The sequence below is a fragment of the Pseudomonas sp. Ant30-3 genome, from assembly GCF_000690905.1.
In the GTDB taxonomy this organism is placed as follows: Bacteria; Pseudomonadota; Gammaproteobacteria; order Pseudomonadales; family Pseudomonadaceae; genus Aquipseudomonas.
Window position 1 is genome coordinate 168,432 of record NZ_JMCL01000059.1, and the last position, 21,962, is coordinate 190,393.

Below are 21,962 nucleotides of genomic sequence, written 5' to 3' on the forward strand. Positions count from 1 at the left end.
GCTCCTACAGGATCTCCACTCCGAACGAGATTAACGATGAACAACGCTTTAAACCAGTTGCAGCCCTACCCGTTCGAGAAGCTCCGCGCCCTGCTCGGCAGTGTCACGCCTAACCCGGACAAGCGCCCGATCGCGCTGTCCATCGGCGAGCCCAAGCATCGTTCGCCAAGCTTCGTCGCTGAAGCGTTGGCGAACAATCTGGATCAGATGGCCGTCTACCCGACCACACTCGGCGTTCCGGCTTTGCGTGAAGCTATCGCTGCGTGGTGCGAACGTCGCTTCGATGTCCCAACCGGCTGGCTCGATCCGGCGCGCAATGTGCTGCCGGTCAACGGCACACGTGAGGCGCTGTTCGCCTTCACTCAAACCGTGGTCAACCGTGGCGACGACGCGCTGGTGGTCAGCCCGAATCCGTTCTACCAGATCTACGAAGGTGCCGCGTTCCTGGCCGGGGCCAAGCCGCACTACCTGCCGTGCCTGGATGAAAACGGCTTCAACCCGGATTTCGACGCCGTTTCACCAGACATCTGGAAACGTTGCCAGATCCTGTTCCTGTGCTCGCCCGGCAACCCGACAGGCGCGCTGATTCCGGTCGACACACTGAAAAAACTCATCGCGCTGGCTGACGAATATGACTTCGTGATCGCCGCCGACGAATGCTATAGCGAGCTGTACTTCGACGAACAAACGCCGCCGCCGGGCCTGCTCAGCGCCTGCGTGGAACTGGGTCGCAAGGACTTCAAGCGTTGCGTGGTGTTTCACAGCCTGTCCAAGCGCTCCAACCTGCCGGGCCTGCGCTCAGGCTTTGTTGCAGGCGATGCCGACATTCTCAAAGGCTTCCTGCTCTACCGCACATATCACGGCTGTGCGATGCCGGTGCAGACACAGCTGGCCAGCGTGGCCGCGTGGAATGACGAAGTACACGTGCGCGCCAATCGCGACCTGTATCGCGAAAAATACGATGCCGTGCTGGAAATTCTCAGCCCGGTGATGGACGTGCAGCGACCGGACGGCGGGTTCTATCTGTGGCCGAATGTAAATGGCGATGACGAAGCGTTCTGCCGTGATCTGTTTGTTGAAGAACACGTGACCGTGGTGCCGGGGTCTTATCTGTCCCGTGACGTCGACGGCTTTAATCCCGGTGCCGGCCGCGTGCGCCTGGCGTTGGTTGCACCATTGGCGGAATGTGTGGAAGCTGCCGGACGTATTCGCGCGTTTATTACCCGCAAGCACTAAATCCAGAAAACCGTGCCAGTCTATCTGGCACGACTACTTGTATAGTCCGATTCTGACTCAACACAACTAACCCTGCTCTGGAATAAGGCACAAAAGTTGATACGAAGCCATGGACTTGTCGAGCCCAACACTTGCCGACTCTAACAAGACCAGCAACACATCCCGAAAGTTTTCCGCTTTACTAAAATGCCCACCAACAATAAATTCTACTTCCACAGAAAACATCCACACCCTAATAAAACTAGGAAGTTGAATCATGAATTTCACCGTAACTTTGTATATAACTACGCCCGATGAATTTGAAGCTCGCTGCAACGTTGCAACTACAGCGCACACCTCCGCTCGGATTTTCCCAGGAGTTGCACCGTAATGTGGGCCAAAAAAAATCCTTCCAAACTCTGGACTCCCGGGCAAACGCTTCGTATCGCCTTTCTCAATGGCACCCCGGAATTCAAGGCCGCGACTATCTCTGCAGCCAACAATTGGCTGCCGCACATTAATTTGAAATTCGAATTCGTCGAAGGTGAAGAAGGCGACATTCGCATACTTGGCAAGGTAGGAACGTTCTCATCAAACGTCGGCACAGATGCGCTGTTAACTACAGACGAGCCGACAATGGTGCTATGGCCACACTCTCCCATTCACGCGCGTTATTTTGCAGCCAATGTAATACATGAATTCGGCCATATGCTCGGGGCAGAGCATGAGCAAACCAACCCTACAGCAAATATCCCTTGGAACAAGCCAGCCATTTATGCGCAACACGGAATAACTGATGACCCTGAAGAAGACGACTACCAAGCCAGTGTAACGCGAGAAAGATTGCACCAAGAGTATCTGGATCGCGCAGACCCCGACGCAAGCATATATTCAGAGTACGACCGAAAGTCGATCATGCATTACGTCGTACACCAATCCTGGACCGAAGGCGACTTCCAGATTTTCCATAACCTTAATCTTAGTGAAAAAGACAAGGCCTTCATGGCGAAGGCATACCCCTACCCGGTAGAAAACGAATAATCCTCTGGAGTAGTTATCAGACTTGCCAAGGTTCATTTTTCGTTTTGATCAAGTTGCCCACTACTTTCCGCAGCACGTCATCACCGATCGGGTGATGACGTTCAAACGGCATAGCTTCGAACGTCGCGCCCTCTAGTAGCTCTCCGAACTAGTAGCTCTCCGAACACCCGTTGCCAGACTTCGATCAACTCGTTGAACACCCCCGACTGATATCGAGTCTCGAAAATGATCCGCACCTTGAGTTAGCCGCCAGCCACATCGGCCCGCGTGCTTGACGCGCGGCTTTCCAGACAATTGACAGCATTGAAGTGCAATATTTGACACTTACACTGCGAGCGGGACGTGTGCTAAATGCCGCATGCAACATGCGGATCGCCATGAGCAACGGACAAATCCGACCACGACCGACGCGAAACCGTCCGGTCATGGCATAATCCTTCACCTTTTTTTTCAGCACCTGCAGAGGGGGCAATTCCTTGACCGTTTCAAGCAAAACGTTGCTCCTTTTCGGCATCAAAGCTTGCGACACCATGAAAAAGGCGCGCACCTGGCTCGATGAACACGCTGTCAGCTATGACTTTCATGATTACAAAACGGCCGGAATCGACCGTCAACACTTGATCCAATGGTGCAACGAGCACGGCTGGCAAGTGGTGTTGAACCGTGCAGGCACGACCTTTCGCAAGCTCGAAGACGAACGCAAAGCCGATCTCGACCAGTCGAAAGCCATCGAGTTGATGCTCGCCCAACCCTCGATGATCAAGCGCCCGGTGCTTGATCTCGGTGACCGAACCCTGATTGGCTTCAAGCCAGATATCTACGCGGCCGCCCTCAAGTAAGCAGCCCGTTCAATTTGTTAGAGGTATTCACATGTCCACTACCCTGTTCAGCCTGGCCTTTGGTGTCGGCACGCAAAACCGTCAAGGCGCATGGCTGGAAGTGTTTTACGCGCAGCCACTGCTCAATCCGTCGGCCGAATTGGTTGCGGCCGTAGCGCCTGTTCTGGGTTACAGCGAAGGCAACCAGGCCATCACGTTCACCACCACCCAGGCCTCGCAAATGGCTGACGCGCTGAAAGGCGTCGACTCCGTTCAGGCCGCGCTGCTGACCCGTCTGGCCGAAAGCCACAAGCCGCTGGTCGCGACTTTGCTGGCTGATGACGCGCAATTGTCGTCGACCCCAGAGGCTTACCTCAAACTGCACCTGCTGTCCCATCGTCTGGTCAAGCCGCACGGCCTGAACCTCGCCGGGATTTTCCCTTTGCTGCCGAACGTCGCCTGGACCAGCCAGGGTGCGATAGACCTGGCCGAGGTCGCCGAGCGTCAACTGGAAGCTCGTCTGCGTGGCGATCTGCTGGAAGTGTTCTCGGTCGACAAATTCCCGAAAATGACCGACTACGTGGTCCCGGCCGGCGTGCGTATCGCCGATGCTGCCCGTCTGCGCCTGGGCGCTTACGTGGGTGAAGGCACCACCGTGATGCACGAAGGTTTCGTCAACTTCAACGCCGGCACCGAAGGCCCTGGCATGATCGAAGGCCGTGTGTCTGCGGGCGTGTTCGTCGGCAAGGGTTCGGACCTGGGCGGCGGCTGCTCGACCATGGGCACCCTGTCGGGCGGCGGCAACATTGTGATCAAGGTCGGCGAAGGCTGCCTGATCGGTGCCAACGCGGGTATCGGCATCCCATTGGGCGACCGCAACACCGTCGAGTCGGGCCTGTACGTCACCGCCGGCACCAAAGTCGCGCTGCTGGACGAAAACAATGCGCTGGTCAAAGTGGTCAAGGCTCGTGAGCTGGCCGGTCAGCCGGACCTGCTGTTCCGTCGCAATTCGGAGACCGGTGCGGTGGAATGCAAAACCCACAAATCGGCTATCGAACTGAACGAAGCGCTGCACGCTCACAACTAAGCACAGCATCACAACCGATCACCTGACCCGTGTAGGAGCGAAGCTTGCTCGCGATGGGGCCCTTGAGGCCACCAAAAGCTTCGCGAGCAAGCTTTGCTCCTACAAGGTTTGGCATACCTGCCCATGTTCACCAGGGCCGCATTCCATGATGATTCCCTCCCCCTGGCGCGCCGATTTTCCAGCTATCGCCGCGCTGCAACGGCAAGACCAGACCTATCTGGACAACGCCGCCACCACGCAAAAACCGCAAGCCCTGATAGATGCGCTCACGCACTACTACGCCAATGGCGCAGCCAACGTGCACCGGGCGCAGCACTTGCCCGGCGCCCATGCGACTCAAGCGTTCGAGAACAGCCGGAGCAAAGTCGCACAATGGTTGAATGCAGGCGAAAGCGGGCAGATCATCTTTACCCACGGCGCGACCTCTGCACTGAATCTCCTCGCCTATGGCCTGGAGCATTTATTCAATCCGGGCGATGAAATCGCCATCAGCGCCCTGGAGCATCACGCCAACCTGCTGCCATGGCAGCAACTGGCCCACCGTCGCGACGTGAAACTGGTGATTCTGCCGCTGGATCCCGACGGCTTGATCGACCTTGATGCTGCCGCAGCGTTGATCGGGCCGTGCACCCGTTTACTGGCGGTCAGTCAGCTGTCCAACGTGCTCGGCGCGTGGCAACCTCTGCCGGCACTGCTGGCGATGGCCAAAGCCCATGACGCACTGAGCGTGGTTGATGGCGCGCAAGGAGTGGTCCACGGGCGGCACGACGTGCAGGCGCTGGGGTGCGACTTCTATGTGTTTTCCAGTCACAAGCTGTACGGGCCGGATGGGCTGGGCGTGGTGTTCGCACGCAATGATGCGCTGCCTCAAGTGCGCCATTGGCAGTTCGGCGGCGAAATGGTGCTGGACGCGGATTATCACAGCGCTCGCTTCCGTCCGGCACCGCTGGGATTCGAGGCCGGCACGCCGCCTATCGCCAGTGTGATCGGGCTTGGCGCGACGCTGGATTATCTGGCGGGACTGGATCAGGACGCCGTGTCCGCCCATGAAGCGGCGTTGCACGACTATTTGCTGAAAGGCCTGGAAGCGCGCAACGGTATTCGACTCCTTGGCAAACCGCGCCTGGCGTTGGCCAGTTTTGTCGTCGAGGGTGTGCATAACTCCGATCTTGCACACTTGCTGACCGAACAAGGCATCGCCGTGCGTGCCGGTCATCACTGCGCCATGCCATTACTGAAAAGCTTCGAACTGGCGGGAGCGATTCGGGTGTCGCTGGCGTTGTACAACGATTCGCAAGACCTCGAACGATTTTTTGAAGCGCTGGATCAGGCCCTGGAGCTGTTGCGATGAGTTTGCCTGCCGAGGCGGTTGCGGCACTGGATGTATTTCAGAATGCGGCGGGTTGGGAACAACGCGCGCGCCTGCTGATGCAGTGGGGGGATCGGCTGTCAGCGTTAAGCGACGCCGACAAGGTTGAAGCCAATCGCGTGCATGGCTGTGAAAGTCAGGTGTGGTTGGTCGGATCGTTGGTGGACGGTCATTGGCAATTCACCGCGGACAGCGACGCACGGTTGATACGCGGATTGGTGGCGTTGCTGCTGGCGCGGGTCAACGGGTTGTCGGCGAGTGAGTTGCGGACGGTGGATTTGCCGGAGTGGTTTGCGCAACTCGGCTTGTCGCGACAACTGTCACCTTCGCGCAGTAATGGCCTCAACGCGGTGCTTCAGCGGATGAATGAGTTGGCTGGTTAATCGCTTTCGCGAGCAGGCTCGCTCCCACAGTTGATCGGTCCGCGGAGAGAACCCGGCCCAATGTGGGAGTGAGCCTGCTCGCGATGGCGTCTGCTGCCACTACCCTTAGATCATCGGTTTGACCCGATCTGCCGGCCGCCGCACGCCTGCCACAATCTTATCCACAGCCTTGGTCGCCGCGACCATGCCGAAGGTCGCCGTCACCATCATCACCGCGCCAAACCCGCCGGCGCAGTCAAGCTTCACACCATCACCGACAAAACTCTTCTGCAAACAAATGCTGCCATCCGGTTTCGGGTAGCGCAGTTGTTCGGTGGAAAAAACGCAGGGCACACTGTAGTGGCGAGTCACGGTGCGAGAGAAGTTGTAATCGCGGCGCAAGGTCGAGCGCACTTTCGAGGCCAGCGGATCGTTGAACGTTCGGTTCAGATCGCAGACCTGGATCAGTGTCGGGTCGATCTGGCCGCCCGCGCCGCCGGTGGTGATGATCTGAATCTTGCGGCGTTTGCACCAGGCGATCAGCGCGGCCTTGGCATTGACGCTGTCGATGCAGTCAATCACGCAATCAATGTTCGTCGTGATGTACTCGGCCATGGTCTCGCGCGTGACGAAATCCGCCACCGCGTGCACCGTGCAGTCTGGATTGATGCCGCGCAAGCGCTCGGCCATGACTTCGACCTTGGGTTTGCCGACGGTGCTGTCCAACGCGTGCAACTGACGGTTGGCGTTACTGACGCAGACATCGTCCAGATCGAATAGCGAAATTTCGCCCACACCACACCGTGCGATGGCTTCCGCCGCCCAGGAACCAACGCCGCCGACACCGACGATCGCCACGTGCGCGGCGCGCAAGCGTTCTAGACCTTCGATGCCGTACAACCGGGCGATGCCTGCAAACCGCGGATCTTCTGTGCTCATGACCATTACCTAAAAAACCGGCGCGCATTATAGGGCCGTCAGCGGCCAAGAGCATCTTTGGTCTATGAACGGCTTTATTCAGGCAAGACAGAACCAAGAATTGTCCTACAAGGTCCAAGCTAAGAACTTACGGTAAGTTCGAGTGCCCAATGTCGGGCTTTTCCCTGTCCGCTGTACGGTCAGTGAACGCCCAGTGTAGGATGCGCGCCCCATGCCCCTAGGCAGTCAGCCGCCGACCGTTCCTTCGTTCAGCAGCCCCTGGAACCCGAAAAAGTTATGTCATCGCGTAAATTTGGACTCAACCTGGTCGTGGTGCTCGCCATCGCTGCCTTGTTTACCGGCTTCTGGGCGCTGATCAATCGCCCGGTCACCGCCCCCAATTGGCCTGAACAAATCTCCGGCTTTTCCTATTCGCCTTTTCAGCAAGGCCAATACCCGCAAAAAGATCAGTACCCGAGTGACGATGAAATGCGTCGCGACCTGGAGATCATGAGCAAGCTCACGGACAACATCCGGACTTACTCGGTCGACGGCCCGTTGGGCAACATCCCCAAACTGGCTGAAGAATTCGGTCTGCGGGTAACACTGGGCATCTGGATCAGCCCGGACGAGGAGCGCAACGAACGGGAAATCCTCAAAGCCATCGAAATTGCCAACAGCTCACGTAGTGTGGTTCGCGTGGTTGTAGGCAACGAGGCGATTTTCCGTAAGGAAATTACCGCTGCCGAGCTCAGCATCATTCTCGACCGCGTTCGCGCCGCCGTGAAAGTGCCGGTGACCACGTCCGAGCAGTGGCACATCTGGGAAGAGAACCCGAGCCTGGCCAAGCACGTTGACCTGATCGCTGCCCACGTGCTGCCTTACTGGGAACACGTGCCCATGGAGCAATCGGGCCAATTCGTCCTCGATCGCGCTCGCGATCTGAAGAAAATGTTCCCGAAAAAGCCCCTGCTGCTGTCGGAGGTCGGCTGGCCGAGCAACGGTCGCATGCGCGGTGGTGCGGATGCGTCGCCTGCCGATCAGGCGATCTACCTGCGCACGCTGGTCAACAAGCTCAATCGCCAAGGCTTCAACTACTTCGTGATCGAAGCGTTTGACCAGCCGTGGAAGGCCAGCGATGAAGGTTCGGTGGGCGCTTATTGGGGCGTGTTCAACGCTGCACGCCAGCAGAAATTCAATTTCGAAGGGCCAGTCGTGGCCATTCCGCAATGGCGCGTACTGGCGGTCGGTTCTGTGGTGCTGGCGCTGCTGTCGCTGACCCTGCTGATGATCGACGGCTCTGCCCTGCGTCAACGTGGCCGCACCTTCCTGACCTTTATCGCGTTTCTTTGCGGTTCGGTCCTGGTGTGGATCGGTTATGACTACAGCCTGCAATACAGCACCTGGTTCAGCCTGACTGTAGGAATACTGCTGGCCCTTGGTGCACTCGGGGTATTTATCGTCCTGCTGACCGAGGCACATGAACTGGCCGAAGCGGTCTGGACCCACAAGCGGCGTCGGGAATTCCTGCCCGTGGAGGGCGATTCAGACTACAGGCCAAAAGTATCGATTCACGTGCCTTGTTACAACGAGCCGCCGGAGATGGTTAAACAGACTCTCAACGCGCTGGCCAAGCTCGACTATCCGGACTTCGAAGTCCTGATCATCGACAACAACACCAAGGACCCGGCTGTCTGGGAACCGGTGCGCGATTATTGCGAAACCCTCGGCCCGCGCTTCAAGTTTTTCCACGTCGCACCGCTGGCAGGTTTCAAGGGTGGCGCGTTGAATTACCTGATTCCGCACACCGCCAAGGATGCCGAAGTCATTGCCGTGATCGACTCGGACTACTGCGTCGACCCAAACTGGCTGAAACACATGGTGCCGCACTTCGCCGATCCGAAAATCGCCGTGGTGCAGTCGCCGCAGGATTATCGCGACCAGAACGAAAGCACCTTCAAAAAGCTCTGCTATGCGGAATACAAAGGCTTCTTCCACATCGGCATGGTTACCCGCAACGACCGCGACGCAATCATCCAGCACGGCACCATGACGATGACCCGTCGCTCGGTGCTTGAGGAACTCGGCTGGGCTGACTGGTGCATCTGTGAAGATGCCGAACTGGGTTTGCGTGTGTTCGAGAAAGGTTTGTCGGCGGCGTACTACCACACCAGCTATGGCAAAGGCCTGATGCCGGATACGTTTATCGACTTCAAGAAACAGCGATTCCGCTGGGCCTATGGGGCGATTCAGATCATCAAGCGTCACACCGCGAGCCTGTTGCGCGGCAAGGGTTCGGAGCTCACCCGTGGCCAGCGCTATCACTTCCTCGCGGGCTGGTTGCCGTGGGTCGCCGATGGCATGAACATCTTCTTTACCGTCGGCGCACTGTTGTGGTCGGCGGCGATGATCATCGTGCCGCAGCGGGTCGATCCGCCGTTGCTGATCTTCGCAATCCCGCCGCTGGCGCTGTTCGTGTTCAAGGTCGGCAAGATCATCTTCCTGTACCGTCGCGCGGTGGGCGTCAATCTGAAAGATGCTTTCTGCGCCGCACTCGCCGGTCTGGCGTTGTCGCACACCATCGCCAAAGCGGTGCTGTACGGTTTCTTCACCACGAGCATTCCGTTTTTCCGCACACCGAAGAACGCCGATAACCACGGTTTCTGGGTGGCGATCTCGGAGGCCCGCGAGGAAGTGTTCATCATGCTGCTGCTGTGGGGCGCGGCGCTGGGGATTTATCTGGTGAACGGCATGCCAAGCAATGACATGCGCTTCTGGGTCATTATGTTGCTGGTGCAGTCGCTGCCGTATCTGGCGGCGCTGATCATGGCGTTCCTGTCTTCGCTGCCGAAACCGGCACTCGAAGCGCAGACGGCACCGGCAGTCTAAATCTGTACAGATGCACTAAACGGCGGCCAATGGTCGCCGTTTTGCTTTAAGATAACCGCCATTTTGCAGGGCTTGGCGTGATATCCATCCCTGTGGGGGCGAGCCTGCTCGCGATGGCAATGTAACAATCCCGGTTTATGTTGACTGCCTCACCGCCATGGCCAGCAGGCTGGCTCCCACAATTAGTCCGCGCCCACATTCATGATTTCCGGAGTTTTCCATGACGGCCCACGCCGACCTTTCGCCGACCCTTCAACTCGCCATCGACCTGATCCGCCGTCCCTCCGTGACGCCGGTCGACGCCGATTGCCAGAAGCAGATGATGCAGCGCCTGGGCGATGCCGGTTTTCAGCTCGAGCCGATGCGCATCGAAGATGTGGATAACTTCTGGGCGACCCACGGCAAACATGACGGTCCGGTGCTGTGCTTCGCCGGTCACACCGATGTGGTCCCGACCGGTCCCGTTACGGCCTGGCAAATCGACCCGTTCAACGCAGTCATCGACGAACACGGCATGCTCTGCGGCCGTGGCGCCGCGGACATGAAAGGCAGTCTCGCGTCGATGACCGTGGCCGCCGAACGCTTCGTCACCGACTACCCGGACCACAAGGGCAAGGTCGCTTTCCTGATCACCAGCGACGAAGAAGGCCCGGCGCACCACGGCACCAAAGCGGTGATCGAACGTCTCGCTGCGCGCAAGGAACGTCTGGACTGGTGCATCGTCGGCGAGCCGTCGAGCACCACCCTGGTGGGCGATGTGGTCAAGAACGGCCGTCGCGGATCGCTCGGGGCCAAACTGACCGTGCGCGGTATCCAGGGCCATGTGGCCTACCCGCACCTGGCGAAAAACCCGATCCACCTTGCCGCCCCGGCGCTGGCCGAACTCGCCGCCGAACACTGGGACCACGGCAACGATTTCTTCCCGCCGACCAGTTTCCAGATCTCCAACGTCAATTCCGGCACCGGCGCAACCAACGTGATCCCGGGTGATCTGGTGGCGGTGTTCAACTTCCGTTTCTCCACTGAATCCACGGTGGAAGGTCTGCAGAAACGCGTCGCCGACATCCTCGATAAACATGGTTTGGACTGGCACATCGACTGGGCGCTGTCCGGGCTGCCGTTTCTGACCGAGCCGGGCGCCTTGCTGGACGCCGTGGCGTCGAGCATCAAGGACATCACCGGGCGGGAAACCAAAGCATCCACCAGCGGCGGCACGTCTGACGGACGCTTCATCGCGACCATGGGCACGCAAGTGGTCGAACTGGGCCCGGTCAACGCGACGATCCATCAGGTCAACGAACGCGTCCTCGCTGCAGACCTCGATGTGCTGACCGAAATCTACTACCAGACCCTGATCAAGTTGCTCGCCTGATGCTCGCTTGCCCGATCTGCAGTGAACCGCTGAATGCGGTCGACAATGGCGTGGCCTGCCCCGCCGGGCATCGTTTCGACCGCGCGCGTCAGGGTTATCTGAACCTGCTGCCGGTGCAGCACAAAAACAGCCGCGACCCTGGGGATAACCTGGCGATGGTCGAAGCCCGCCGTGACTTTCTGAACGCCGGGCATTACGCACCGGTGGCCAAACGTCTCGCCGAACTGGCGGCCGGATACGCACCGCAACGCTGGCTCGACATCGGTTGTGGCGAGGGTTATTACACGGCGCAAATCGCCCAAGCCTTGCCAACTGCCGATGGCTACGCGCTGGACATCTCGCGGGAAGCGGTCAAACGCGCCTGCAAACGTGATCCGCAGCTGACCTGGTTGATCGCCAGCATGGCGCGCGTGCCATTGGCGTCCGGCAGTTGCCAGTTTCTCGCCAGCGTCTTCAGCCCTCTGGACTGGGAAGAAGCCAAACGTCTGCTCAGCCCCGGTGGCGGCCTGATGAAAGTCGGTCCCACCAGCGGCCATTTGATGGAACTGCGCGAACGTCTTTACGACGAAGTGCGTGAGTACACGGATGACAAGCATTTGGCGCTGGTGCCCGAAGGCATGGCGTTGCAACACAGCGAGACGCTTGAATTCAAACTGACGCTGGCAAGCGGCCAGGATCGCGCCAACCTGCTGGCGATGACGCCTCACGGCTGGCGCGCCAGTGCTGAACGACGGGCGGCGGTGATCGAGCAGGCGGAGCCGTTCGAGGTCACCGTGTCGATGCGTTACGATTACTTCGTACTTCAATAATTTTGGCGTTGAGCGACAGCTTGAAGCCGGCTAAATCCGCGAATGGATTTTTCAGACCCGCAGTGAGGACATCCATGCGCCAACCCGATATCGAGATTTACCTGAAAGACGCCGACGCCGACTACAAGGCCGTCGCAGCCTGGCTCAGCACCGCGTTGGGCCCTTGCACTGACTGGGTGCAGAAAGGCCAAACGTACAAATGCAAGGCGGGTAGCGTGCCGGTGACCTGGCTGCCCAAGGCTGTAGGAAAATGGAACAGCCTGTACCTGGAAAGCGACCAGACACCGTGGGAAGACGACATTGCCTGCGCCCGCGCCGCGTTTGCCGCACTGAATGTCGAAGTGCGTTGCGCGCCGGGGAGTTGGGTCGAGGAAGAAGGTGAAGAAACAGCCGATCGCTGGATGCGGATCAGTGCTGATGGAGAAGAAGAGATCACCTGGAAAACTGCATAAAGGCTGTACCCCGATCAACTGTAGGAGTGAGCCTGCTCGCGATAGCGCCCTTTCAGTCAACATCAATGTTGAATGCCGGTCAGTCATCGCGAGCAGGCTCGCTCCTACAGGTGTTATGGGTGATCTGAGGAGTGAGTTACAAACCCACAACATCCTCAGCCTGCAACCCCTTCTCCCCCGTCACCACGGCGTACTCCACCTGCTGACCCTCAGCCAGCGAGCGATGTCCTTCACCGCGGATCGCGCGGTAATGCACAAACACGTCCACTCCGTCATCACGCTGAATGAAGCCATAGCCCTTGGCATCGTTGAACCACTTCACATTGCCGGTTACGCGCGTAGCCATAAGTTGCTGCCCCTTGTTTTTATTGTTGAGCGGGCGAGTATAGGTCAGCCGTGTAATCTCTCAACTCAACTTTACTTAGCCGCTTTTTTGCCGATTTTCGGCTAATACGGCACACTGTCGCACCCCGAGCAAACGCTCGGTTTTATTCACTCACGCAGAAGCCGTATGACCCGCTCCCCGTTCCGTCGTCTTGTGTTTGGCACCCTGCGCCGGCTGTTGTACCTCTGGGTTCGCTCGGAGACGATCAATCAGTCGTCGTTCACCCTCAACCTCGACCGCAGCCGCCCGGTGTTCTACGTCCTGCAAAACCCTTCAATGACCGACCTTGCCGTGGTCGATACCGAATGCACCAAGGCCGGCCTGCCCCGGCCGGTATTGCCGGTGTCAGTGGGGACACTGCTCGAACCCGCTGCGTTTTTCTACCTGACGCCCGAGCCCGACTGGCTCGGTCGTCAGGACAAACGCGGCGCACCGCCGACCCTGACCCGTCTGGTCAGCGCCCTGAGCCAGAACGCCGCCGAAGATGCGCAGATCATCCCGGTCAGCGTGTTCTGGGGCCAGTCGCCCGACAGCGAATCGAGCCCGTGGAAACTGCTCTTCGCTGACAGCTGGGCGGTCACCGGGCGGTTGCGCCGGTTGCTCAGCATCATCGTGCTGGGGCGCAAGACCCGCGTGCAGTTCTCCGCGCCGATCCATCTGCGCGAGCTGATCGATCACAACAAGGGCCACGAGCGCACCGTGCGCATGGCCCAGCGCATCCTGCGCGTACACTTCCGCAACCTCAAAGCCGCCGTGATCGGCCCCGACATTTCTCACCGTCGCAACCTGGTCAAAGGTCTGCTCAATCAACCGCTGGTCAGGCAAGCGATCCTTGATGAGGCCGAGCGCGAGAACATTTCCCCCGAGAAAGCCAAGGCCCAGGCGCTGCGCTATGGCAACGAGATAGCATCGGATTACACCTACACCGCGATCCGCTTTCTCGAAGTGGTGTTGAGCTGGTTCTGGAACAAGATTTACGACGGGATCAAGGTCAACCACATCGAAGGCGTGCAGAAGGTCGCCCAGGGTCACGAGGTCATCTATGTACCGTGTCACCGCAGCCACATCGACTACCTGCTGCTGTCCTATCTGCTGTTCCGCAACGGCCTGACACCGCCGCACATTGCCGCCGGCATCAACCTCAACATGCCGGTGATCGGCAGCCTGCTGCGACGCGGCGGTGCGTTCTTCATGCGTCGCACCTTCAAGGGCAACCCGCTGTACACCTCGGTGTTCAACGAATACCTGCACACCCTGTTCACCAAAGGTTTTCCGGTCGAGTACTTCGTCGAGGGTGGCCGCTCGCGCACCGGGCGCATGCTGCAACCGAAAACCGGGATGCTGGCGATCACCCTGCGCAGCTTCTTGCGCTCCTCGCGGATGCCGATTGTGTTCATCCCGGTCTATATCGGTTATGAACGCGTGCTTGAAGGGCGGACTTATCTCGGCGAACTGCGCGGCGCCACCAAGAAGAAAGAATCGATCTTCGACATCTTCAAAGTCATCGGCGCGTTGAAGCAGCGTTTTGGTCAAGTCGCGGTGAACTTCGGCGAGCCGATCAAGCTGGCTGAATTCCTCGACAGCGAACAGCCGGACTGGCGCCAACAGGAACTCGGCCCGCAGTTCAAACCGGCCTGGCTCAACGAAACCACCAACCGCCTGGGCGAGAAAGTCGCGCAGCATCTGAACGAAGCGGCGGCGATCAACCCGGTCAATCTGGTCGCGCTGGCGCTGTTGTCCACCACGCGTCTGGCCCTGGATGATCGCGCCATGGCGCGGGTGCTCGATCTCTACCTGGCGCTGCTGCGCAAGGTGCCGTACTCGCCGCACACCACGCTGCCGGAGGGTGATGGCCGAGCGTTGATCGAACACGTCAAGGACATGGATCTGCTGTCTGAACAGAACGATGCCTTGGGCAAGATTTTGTATCTGGATGAGCAGAATGCGGTTCTGATGACGTATTACCGCAACAACGTGCTGCACATATTCGCCTTGCCGTCATTGCTTGCGAGCTTCTTCCAGAGCACGTCGCGCATGAGCCGTGAACAGATCCTGCGGTACACCCGGGCGCTGTATCCGTACCTGCAATCGGAGCTGTTCATCCGCTGGTCGCTGGACGAACTGGATGCGGTGGTCGATCAGTGGCTCGAAGCTTTCGTCGAACAGGGCCTGCTGCGGTTCGAAAACGATGTGTACTTGCGTCCGGCGCCAAGCTCGCGGCATTTCGTGTTGCTGACGCTGCTCTCGAAAAGCATTGCGCAAACCTTGCAGCGCTTCTACATGACCGTGTCGCTGCTGCTCAACAGCGGCCAGAACAGCCTCAGCGCCGAAGAACTGGAAGACTTGTGCACGGTCATGGCCCAGCGCCTGTCGATCCTGCATGGTCTGAACGCACCGGAATTTTTCGACAAGAGCCTGTTCCGCCACTTCATCCAGACGCTGCTCGACCTCGATGTGCTCCGGCGCGATGAAGCGGGCAAGTTGAGTTATCACCCGTTGCTTGGCGAACTCGCCGAGGGTGCGGCCAAACGGGTACTGCCGGCAGAAATTCGTTTGTCGATCCGTCAGGTGGCGCTGCATCGCAGTGAAGATGCGGCGGACCTGCCCGCCGTACCGCCCGAGGCCTGATTCAAAAGCAGCGGTGTACAACCGCTGCCCCATCCGTTTTTGTTGAGAGGAAGCCGCCATGCTCCGCCCTACCCTACGCTTTGCCGGCCTGTGCGCAGGCCTGATGATTTCCGCCAGCGCGCTTGCACTGTCGCTCAATGACCTGTCGCAAAAGGATGCTACCGGCGGATTGAAAGATGCACTGACGCAAAGTGCACAACTGGCCGTCAAACAACTCGGCGCACCGGGCGGCTTCAGCAACAATCCCGAGGTGAAAATCGAACTGCCGGGCAAACTGGGCAAAGTCGCCAGCAAGATGAAAGCGTTCGGCATGGGCGCTCAAGTCGATCAACTGGAAACCAGTATGAACAAGGCCGCCGAGGCCGCCGTGGTTCAGGCCCAGCCAATCCTCGTCGACGCTGTGAAAAAAATGACCGTAGAAGATGCCAAAGGCATCCTCAGCGGCGGCAACGACTCGGCTACGCAATACCTGAGCCAGACCAGCCGTGAACAGATCCGCCTGAAATTCCTGCCGATCGTCAAAAAAGCCACTGATCAGGTCGGTCTGGCCAGGCAGTACAACTCGTTTGCCGGACAGGCGGCCGCCTTTGGTGTCGTCGATACGAAGAGCGCCAATATTGAAGGTTATGTGACGGAACAGGCGCTGAATGGCCTGTTTGAAATGATCGGCAAACAGGAAGAAACCATCCGCCAGAACCCGGCGGCTGCAGCGACCAGTCTGGCGAAGAAAGTGTTCGGGACCCTCTGACATTCCCCGCGTAGGAGCAAGCTTGCTCGCGATGGCGGTGGGTCAGTCACCGTCTGAGTTAAATGACACACCGCCATCGCGGGCAAGCCCGGCTCCTACAGATTTTAGGCCAGCCGCAGATTTTGCATCCAGCACCAGCCCCGTAGGAGCAAGCTTGCTCGCGACGGCGGTGGGTCAGTCACCGTCTGAGTTAAATGACACACCGCCATCGCGGGCAAGCCCGGCTCCTACAGATTTTAGGGCCAGCCGCAGATTTTGCATCCAGCACCAGCCCCGTAGGAGCAAGCTCGCTCGCGATGGCGGTGGGTCAGTCACCGTCTGAGTTAAATGACACACCGCCATCGCGGGCAAGCCCGGCTCCTACAGATTTTAGGCCAGCCGCAGATTTTGCATCCAGCACCAGCCCCGTAGGAGCAAGCTTGCTCGCGATGGCGGTGGGTCAGTCACCGTCTGAGTTAAATGACACACCGCCATCGCGGGCAAGCCCGGCTCCTACAGATTTTAGGCCAGCCGCAGATTTTGCATCCAGCACCAGCCCCGTAGGAGCAAGCTCGCTCGCGACGGCGGTGGGTCAGTCACCGTCTGAGTTAAATGACACACCGCCATCGCGGGCAAGCCCGGCTCCTACAGATTTTAGGGCCAGCCGCAGATTTTGCATCCAGCACCAGCCCCGTAGGAGCAAGCTTGCTCGCGACGGCGGTGGGTCAGTCACCGTCTGAGTTAAATGACACACCGCCATCGCGGGCAAGCCCGGCTCCTACAGATTTTAGGGCCAGCCGCAGATTTTGCATTTATCACCAGATTTAGGCCAGCCGCAGACTTTGCATGTAGCACCAGTCCCGTCCAGATCAGGACGGTTCTTTCTTGATCCTGAACCAGGCCGCATACAACGCCGGCAAAAACAACAACGTCAACGCGGTGGCCACGATCAACCCGCCCATGATCGCCACCGCCATCGGCCCGAAAAACACGCTGCGTGACAGCGGAATCATCGCCAGCACAGCCGCCAGCGCCGTCAAAACGATCGGGCGGAAGCGTCGCACTGTCGCCTCGATAATCGCCTGCCAAGGCTTCAGCCCCGCCGCGATGTCCTGCTCGATCTGATCCACCAGAATCACCGAATTACGCATGATCATCCCCGACAGCGCAATCGTCCCCAGCATCGCCACGAACCCGAAAGGTTGACGAAACACCATCAGAAACAACGTCACCCCGATCAACCCCAGTGGCGCCGTCAGAAACACCATCACCGTGCGTGAGAAACTTCGCAGTTGCAGCATCAGCAACGTCAGCACCACCACGATAAAAAGCGGCACCCCGGCCTTTACCGAATTCTGCCCGCGCGCCGAGTCCTCTACCGTGCCGCCCACGTCCAGCAAATAGCCATCCGGCAATTGCGCGCGAATCGGATCGAGCGTCGGCATGATCTGCTGCACCAGCGTCGCCGGTTGCTGCTTGCCATAAATATCGGCGCGGACCGTCACGTTAGGCAGCCGATTGCGATGCCAGATAATGCCTTCTTCAAAACCGTATTCGAGCGTGGCGATCTGCGACAACGCTACGCTGCGACCGTTGTCAGTGGGCACCGCGAGACTCGGCAGCAACGATAATTCGGTGCGCTCATGCAGGGTGCCGCGCAGCAGAATCTCGATCAACTCGTTGTCTTCGCGATACTGACTGACGCTCGACCCCGTGAGCGAACTCTGCAGAAATTTCGCCAGGTTCGCCGTGCTCACCCCGAGCGCCCGGGCGCGGTCCTGATCGACATTCAGATAGACGACCTTGCTCGGTTCTTCCCAATCGAGGTGGACATTGACCACATGCGGATTCTCGCGAACCTTGGCGGCGACTTTTCTTGCCAGCGCGCGCACTTCCTCGATGTGCTCACCGGTCACCCGAAACTGCACCGGATACCCCACGGGCGGGCCGTTCTCTAGTCGAGTGACCCGCGAACGCAGGGTTGGGAATTGTTCATTCAGCGTTTCGATCAGCCACAGGCGCAAGGTCTCGCGCTCTTCGATGGTTTTGGCCAGGACGACAAACTGGGCGAAGCTCGCCGCAGGAAGTTGCTGATCGAGCGGTAGGTAAAATCGCGGAGAACCGGTGCCGACATAGGCCACATAGTTGTCGATGCCGGCATGGTCCTTGAGCAGCGCTTCCAGGCGCTTGACCTCAACAGCGGTGTTGCTCAGGGACGCGCCCTCGGCCAGTTTCAGGTCAACCATCAATTCAAGACGACCGGATGCCGGGAAGAACTGTTGTGGGACAAACCGGAACAGCACGACCGACGCAACGAACAACGCAACGGTCAGCACGATCACGGTTTTGCGGCGTCGCACGCACCACTCCACCAGTCGCCTGACACGTTGATAAAACGGCGTGCCATAAGGGTCGAATTCGCCGTTGGCGGTACCGTGTTTGGCGGCGTGAATTTTCGCCAGATCCGGCAGGAGTTTTTCCCCCAGATACGGTACAAAAACCACCGCCGCCACCCACGATGCCAGCAGCGCGATGGTCACCACCTGGAAGATCGAGCGGGTGTATTCACCGGTGCCCGACTGCGCGGTGGCGATCGGCAAGAAACCGGCGGCGGTGATCAGCGTACCGGTGAGCATCGGGAACGCGGTGCTGGTCCAGGCGTAACTCGCGGCCTTCACCCGGTCGAAGCCCTGCTCCATTTTGATCGCCATCATTTCCACGGCGATGATCGCGTCGTCCACCAGCAGCCCCAACGCCAGTACTAGCGCACCGAGGGAAATCTTGTGCAGGCCGATGCCAAGGTAATACATGCAGGCAAAGGTCATCGCCAACACCAGCGGAATCGCCAGCGCCACCACCATGCCGGTGCGCACACCGAGTGAGAAGAAGCTCACCAGCAGCACAATCGCCAAGGCTTCTACCAGCACCTGAACGAATTCTCCGACACCGGTTTTCACCGCTGCCGGCTGATCGGAGACTTTGCGCAGTTGCATGCCCGCCGGCAGGTTTTTCTGGATCCGCGCGAACTCGACTTCCAGCGCCTTGCCCAGTACCAGAATGTCGCCACCGTCCTTCATGGCGACGGCCAGACCGATCGCGTCCTCTGCCATGAAACGCATACGTGGCGCAGGGGGATCGTTGAAACCGCGCCGCACATTGGCGACATCGGAGATACGGAACGTGCGATCGCCGACGCGGATCGGGAAGTTTTTTATCTCTTCAACTGTCTGAAAATTCCCCGACACCCGTAGCTGCAATCGTTCACTGGTGGTTTCGAAAAAACCCGCCGTTGACACCGCATTCTGCTCCTGCAGCGCTTGCTGCACCGCTGCCAGTGGCAGACCAAGGGTGGCGAGTTTGACGTTGGACAGTTCGACCCAGATCTTCTCATCCTGCAGCCCCAACAGGTCGACCTTGCCGACATCCTTCACCCGTTGCAGCTGGATCTGCACCCGGTCGGCGTAGTCCTTGAGTACCGCGTAGTCAAAACCGTCGCCGCTCAACGCGTAGATATTGCCGAAGGTGGTACCGAATTCATCGTTGAAGAACGGCCCCTGAACCCCCGGAGGCAGAGTGTGACGAATGTCGCTGACCTTCTTGCGGACCTGATACCAGAGCTCTGGGATGTCCACCGAATGCATGGAATCGCGGGCAATAAACGTCACTTGCGATTCACCGGGGCGCGAGAACGAGACAATGCGTTCGTACTCGCCGGTTTCCATCAGCTTCTTTTCGATGCGTTCAGTGACCTGCCGCGAGACTTCTTCCGCGGTCGCGCCCGGCCAGATCGTGCGCACGACCATGGCTTTGAAGGTGAACGGCGGATCTTCGCTTTGCCCCAGCTTGGTGTAGGAAAGTGCGCCGACGACTGCGAGCAAGATCATCAGGAACAGTACGATCTGGCGATTACGCAGCGCCCATTCAGAAAGATTGAAACCCATGGGACTTACTCCTTTTCCGCCAGATTGACCACGCGGTTGGAGCGATCCACCGGTCGCACCTGTTGTCCCTCGAGAAGCACATGAACCCCGGCGGCCACCACCCAGTCACTGGCGTTCAGGCCTTCGAGCACCGGCACGGTTTTTTCGCCGAAGGCACCGACCCGAACCGGGACTTTCTTCAACGTGTTGTTGGCGCCGAGCACCCAGACATAGGTGGCACCGTTTTCGGCGGTGACCGCGGACAGCGGAACCGACAGTGAAATGACGTCGGCAGTCTGGATGAAAACCCGAGCGCTCTGACCGAGCTCGGCAGGCACCTTGCCAGCGGTGAAGGCGATACGCGCGGCGAACGTCCGCGATTTCGGATCGGCCGCGGGCGACAACTCGCGGATGCGCCCAGTGAAGCGCTGATCCGGTTGCGTCCACAATTCCACAGTAACTGGCTGGCCGACTTTGAAGCGACCGAAACTCTGCTCCGGCAAACTGATCAGCACTTCGCGTTCGCCGTCGGTGGCCAGGGTAAACACCGTTTGCCCGGCGGCCACTACTTGCCCGACTTCAACTGCACGTTTGGCCACCACACCGTCCTGAGGCGCACGCAGGACGGCGTAACTGGCCTGGTTGGTCGAGACGTTGAATTCAGCTTTGATTTGCTTGAGGCGTGCTTCACCGGAGCGGTAAAGGTTTTCGGAATTGTCGTACGCTGAACGGCTGACCATCTGACGGTCCATCAGCGTTTTATAACGGTCGCGCTCGGCCCGCACGAGGCTCAGGTTGGCTTCGGCAGCAGTGACCTGCGCACGGGTCGCTTCCAGTTGCAGGCGTACATCCTGCGGATCGAGCTCGGCCAGCGGCTGATCGGCCTTGACCCGTTGCCCCTCTTCGACCAGCCGTCGGCTCACTTTGCCACCAATGCGGAAGGCCAGTTCCGGCTCATAGCGCGCTCGCACTTCACCGGGGAAACTTTCCATTGCCTGGGCCGAAGGCTCTGGTTGCACCACCATCGCCGGTCGGACGCTGACCTGAGGCGCCTCTTCATGCCCGCACGCAGACAATAAAAACGCCAGACCGACTGGCAACGCGAGGGGCAAGGCATAGCGGAACATGGTGAAGGACCTTTCGCTAATGGTGCTTGGAATAATTATACTGGCCGGTATGTTATTAATAGCAAACTCACCAGTCCAGTATTAAAAGCGAATAATGTCGAACAATCTTCCAACCTCGAACGGTCCGGGACGCCCCAAGGATCTGGCCAAGCGCCAGGCGATCCTCGATGCGGCAAAAATTCTCTTTCTGACCAAGGGTTACGCGAGCACCAGCATGGATGCCGTAGCAGCCGAGGCTGGCGTGTCAAAGCTGACCGTCTACAGCCATTTCAACGACAAGGAGACCTTGTTCTCGGCTGCGGTTGTCGCCAAGTGCGAGGAGCAATTGCCTAAGCTGTTTTTTGAATTGCCCGACGGGATCAGCGTGGAAGCGGTGTTGATGAACATTGCGCGAGGCTTCCACCATCTGATCAACAGCGACGAATCGGTGAATCTGCATCGGTTGATGATGACGTTGGGTAGCCAGGATCCGAAGCTGTCGCAGATTTTTTTCGAGGCGGGGCCCCAGCGCATGCTGCAGGGCATGGAGCGGCTACTGAGCAAGGTTGATCAGATTGGCGCGCTGAGCATCGACAAGCCGCACAACGCTGCCGAACATTTCTTTTGCCTGCTCAAGGGTGCGGCGAATTTTCGGCTGTTGTATGGCTGCGGCGAGCCATTAACCGGCGACGCGGCGGAGAGCCATGTGCAGGAAGTGGTCGGGTTGTTTATGCGGGCGTATCGACCAGCGACAGCCTGACGACTTTCGGTCGTCCCGGCTGGCCCCTTCGCGAGCAGGCTCGCTCCCACATTTGATCTTCACTCGACACACATCCAGTGTGGGAGCGAGCCTGCTCCGGGCGG

At 59.0% G+C, this 21,962-nt stretch carries 18 protein-coding genes; 13 read left to right on the top strand and 5 right to left on the bottom strand.

Going from position 1 to position 21,962, the window contains the following annotated elements:
- Positions 1–36: 36 nt before the first annotated feature.
- Complete coding sequence (dapC, locus tag DU29_RS0115935; protein WP_028622559.1) at positions 37–1,236, top strand: succinyldiaminopimelate transaminase; 1,200 nt, start codon at positions 37–39, stop codon at positions 1,234–1,236.
- Positions 1,237–1,302: 66 nt separating this feature from the next.
- Here the strand turns inward: dapC and DU29_RS0115940 are convergent, their stop codons facing one another.
- Positions 1,303–1,494, bottom strand: coding sequence for a hypothetical protein (locus tag DU29_RS0115940; RefSeq protein WP_028622560.1), 192 nt, complete (start codon positions 1,492–1,494; stop codon positions 1,303–1,305).
- Positions 1,495–1,605: 111 nt separating this feature from the next.
- Between DU29_RS0115940 and DU29_RS0115945 the strand changes: the two genes are divergently transcribed.
- The 5 genes from DU29_RS0115945 to DU29_RS0115970 all read left to right on the top strand — a co-directional run bounded on the left by DU29_RS0115945 (position 1,606) and on the right by DU29_RS0115970 (position 5,913).
- A complete protein-coding gene (locus DU29_RS0115945) occupies positions 1,606–2,256 on the top strand; it encodes a hypothetical protein (RefSeq protein ID WP_028622561.1) in 651 nt (216 codons plus the stop codon).
- Positions 2,257–2,786: 530 nt separating this feature from the next.
- A complete protein-coding gene (locus tag DU29_RS0115955; RefSeq protein WP_236645616.1) occupies positions 2,787–3,095 on the top strand; it encodes an arsenate reductase in 309 nt (102 codons plus the stop codon).
- 31 nt (positions 3,096–3,126) lie between these two features.
- A complete protein-coding gene (dapD, locus tag DU29_RS0115960) occupies positions 3,127–4,161 on the top strand; it encodes a 2,3,4,5-tetrahydropyridine-2,6-dicarboxylate N-succinyltransferase (RefSeq protein WP_028622563.1) in 1,035 nt (344 codons plus the stop codon).
- Positions 4,162–4,306: 145 nt separating this feature from the next.
- On the top strand, positions 4,307–5,512 hold the full coding sequence (locus DU29_RS0115965) for an aminotransferase class V-fold PLP-dependent enzyme (RefSeq protein WP_028622564.1): 1,206 nt from the start codon (positions 4,307–4,309) through the stop codon (positions 5,510–5,512).
- Positions 5,509–5,913 carry a SufE family protein gene (locus tag DU29_RS0115970; protein ID WP_028622565.1) on the top strand — a complete coding sequence of 135 codons (405 nt, stop codon included), beginning with the start codon at positions 5,509–5,511 and terminating at the stop codon, positions 5,911–5,913. Before DU29_RS0115965 ends, DU29_RS0115970 begins: the two co-directional genes overlap by 4 nt.
- 105 nt (positions 5,914–6,018) lie before the next feature.
- Here the strand turns inward: DU29_RS0115970 and tcdA are convergent, their stop codons facing one another.
- On the bottom strand, positions 6,019–6,831 hold the full coding sequence (gene tcdA, locus DU29_RS0115975; RefSeq protein WP_161781293.1) for a tRNA cyclic N6-threonylcarbamoyladenosine(37) synthase TcdA: 813 nt from the start codon (positions 6,829–6,831) through the stop codon (positions 6,019–6,021).
- A gap of 276 nt (positions 6,832–7,107) precedes the next feature.
- On the opposite strand from tcdA, the gene DU29_RS0115980 reads away from it, so the two are divergent.
- From DU29_RS0115980 to DU29_RS0115995, 4 genes are all read left to right on the top strand, one after another.
- Positions 7,108–9,699 (top strand): glycosyltransferase, encoded by a 2,592-nt coding sequence (locus DU29_RS0115980; RefSeq protein WP_028622567.1) that lies wholly within the window; start codon positions 7,108–7,110, stop codon positions 9,697–9,699.
- A 220-nt stretch (positions 9,700–9,919) separates the two neighbouring features.
- The gene (dapE, locus tag DU29_RS0115985; protein ID WP_028622568.1) at positions 9,920–11,071 is read left to right on the top strand and encodes a succinyl-diaminopimelate desuccinylase; all 1,152 of its coding nucleotides are present in this window, start codon (positions 9,920–9,922) and stop codon (positions 11,069–11,071) included.
- On the top strand, positions 11,071–11,880 hold the full coding sequence (locus tag DU29_RS0115990) for a putative RNA methyltransferase (protein WP_028622569.1): 810 nt from the start codon (positions 11,071–11,073) through the stop codon (positions 11,878–11,880). The genes dapE and DU29_RS0115990 overlap by 1 nt, the downstream gene beginning before the upstream one ends.
- A 74-nt stretch (positions 11,881–11,954) precedes the next feature.
- Positions 11,955–12,332, top strand: a complete 378-nt coding sequence (locus DU29_RS0115995; RefSeq protein WP_028622570.1) for a hypothetical protein — start codon at positions 11,955–11,957, stop codon at positions 12,330–12,332.
- A gap of 136 nt (positions 12,333–12,468) precedes the next feature.
- Here DU29_RS0115995 and DU29_RS0116000 read toward each other — a convergent pair whose 3' ends face one another.
- Positions 12,469–12,678 carry a cold-shock protein gene (locus DU29_RS0116000; RefSeq protein ID WP_028622571.1) on the bottom strand — a complete coding sequence of 70 codons (210 nt, stop codon included), beginning with the start codon at positions 12,676–12,678 and terminating at the stop codon, positions 12,469–12,471.
- Between the two features lie 165 nt (positions 12,679–12,843).
- Between DU29_RS0116000 and plsB the strand changes: the two genes are divergently transcribed.
- Both plsB and DU29_RS0116010 read left to right on the top strand, forming a co-directional pair.
- Positions 12,844–15,345, top strand: a complete 2,502-nt coding sequence (gene plsB, locus DU29_RS0116005) for a glycerol-3-phosphate 1-O-acyltransferase PlsB (protein ID WP_028622572.1) — start codon at positions 12,844–12,846, stop codon at positions 15,343–15,345.
- Between the two features lie 58 nt (positions 15,346–15,403).
- Complete coding sequence (locus DU29_RS0116010; protein ID WP_028622573.1) at positions 15,404–16,093, top strand: DUF4197 domain-containing protein; 690 nt, start codon at positions 15,404–15,406, stop codon at positions 16,091–16,093.
- An 848-nt stretch (positions 16,094–16,941) separates the two neighbouring features.
- On the opposite strand, the gene DU29_RS0116015 is transcribed toward DU29_RS0116010, so the two are convergent.
- Positions 16,942–20,013 (bottom strand): efflux RND transporter permease subunit, encoded by a 3,072-nt coding sequence (locus DU29_RS0116015; RefSeq protein WP_028622574.1) that lies wholly within the window; start codon positions 20,011–20,013, stop codon positions 16,942–16,944.
- 5 nt (positions 20,014–20,018) lie between these two features.
- A complete protein-coding gene (locus DU29_RS0116020; protein WP_028622575.1) occupies positions 20,019–21,119 on the bottom strand; it encodes an efflux RND transporter periplasmic adaptor subunit in 1,101 nt (366 codons plus the stop codon).
- Positions 21,120–21,213: 94 nt separating this feature from the next.
- Between DU29_RS0116020 and DU29_RS0116025 the strand changes: the two genes are divergently transcribed.
- Positions 21,214–21,858 (top strand): TetR/AcrR family transcriptional regulator, encoded by a 645-nt coding sequence (locus DU29_RS0116025; protein WP_028622576.1) that lies wholly within the window; start codon positions 21,214–21,216, stop codon positions 21,856–21,858.
- The last annotated feature ends 104 nt before the right edge of the window (positions 21,859–21,962 follow it).

Excerpts from the sequence above, each read along its gene's own strand:
- plsB (WP_028622572.1), top strand. The coding sequence starts at position 12,844 with ATGACCCGCTCCCCGTTCCGTCGTCTTGTGTTTGGCACCCTGCGCCGG.
- dapD (WP_028622563.1), top strand. The coding sequence starts at position 3,127 with ATGTCCACTACCCTGTTCAGCCTGGCCTTTGGTGTCGGCACGCAAAAC.
- DU29_RS0116000 (WP_028622571.1), bottom strand. The coding sequence starts at position 12,678 with ATGGCTACGCGCGTAACCGGCAATGTGAAGTGGTTCAACGATGCCAAG.
- DU29_RS0115970 (WP_028622565.1), top strand. The coding sequence starts at position 5,509 with ATGAGTTTGCCTGCCGAGGCGGTTGCGGCACTGGATGTATTTCAGAAT.
- dapE (WP_028622568.1), top strand. The coding sequence starts at position 9,920 with ATGACGGCCCACGCCGACCTTTCGCCGACCCTTCAACTCGCCATCGAC.
- DU29_RS0116015 (WP_028622574.1), bottom strand. The coding sequence starts at position 20,013 with ATGGGTTTCAATCTTTCTGAATGGGCGCTGCGTAATCGCCAGATCGTA.
- DU29_RS0116020 (WP_028622575.1), bottom strand. The coding sequence starts at position 21,119 with ATGTTCCGCTATGCCTTGCCCCTCGCGTTGCCAGTCGGTCTGGCGTTT.
- DU29_RS0115945 (WP_028622561.1), top strand. The coding sequence starts at position 1,606 with ATGTGGGCCAAAAAAAATCCTTCCAAACTCTGGACTCCCGGGCAAACG.
- tcdA (WP_161781293.1), bottom strand. The coding sequence starts at position 6,831 with ATGAGCACAGAAGATCCGCGGTTTGCAGGCATCGCCCGGTTGTACGGC.
- DU29_RS0115965 (WP_028622564.1), top strand. The coding sequence starts at position 4,307 with ATGATGATTCCCTCCCCCTGGCGCGCCGATTTTCCAGCTATCGCCGCG.
- DU29_RS0115980 (WP_028622567.1), top strand. The coding sequence starts at position 7,108 with ATGTCATCGCGTAAATTTGGACTCAACCTGGTCGTGGTGCTCGCCATC.
- DU29_RS0116025 (WP_028622576.1), top strand. The coding sequence starts at position 21,214 with ATGTCGAACAATCTTCCAACCTCGAACGGTCCGGGACGCCCCAAGGAT.
- DU29_RS0115940 (WP_028622560.1), bottom strand. The coding sequence starts at position 1,494 with ATGATTCAACTTCCTAGTTTTATTAGGGTGTGGATGTTTTCTGTGGAA.
- DU29_RS0116010 (WP_028622573.1), top strand. The coding sequence starts at position 15,404 with ATGCTCCGCCCTACCCTACGCTTTGCCGGCCTGTGCGCAGGCCTGATG.
- DU29_RS0115995 (WP_028622570.1), top strand. The coding sequence starts at position 11,955 with ATGCGCCAACCCGATATCGAGATTTACCTGAAAGACGCCGACGCCGAC.
- DU29_RS0115955 (WP_236645616.1), top strand. The coding sequence starts at position 2,787 with ATGAAAAAGGCGCGCACCTGGCTCGATGAACACGCTGTCAGCTATGAC.
- DU29_RS0115990 (WP_028622569.1), top strand. The coding sequence starts at position 11,071 with ATGCTCGCTTGCCCGATCTGCAGTGAACCGCTGAATGCGGTCGACAAT.
- dapC (WP_028622559.1), top strand. The coding sequence starts at position 37 with ATGAACAACGCTTTAAACCAGTTGCAGCCCTACCCGTTCGAGAAGCTC.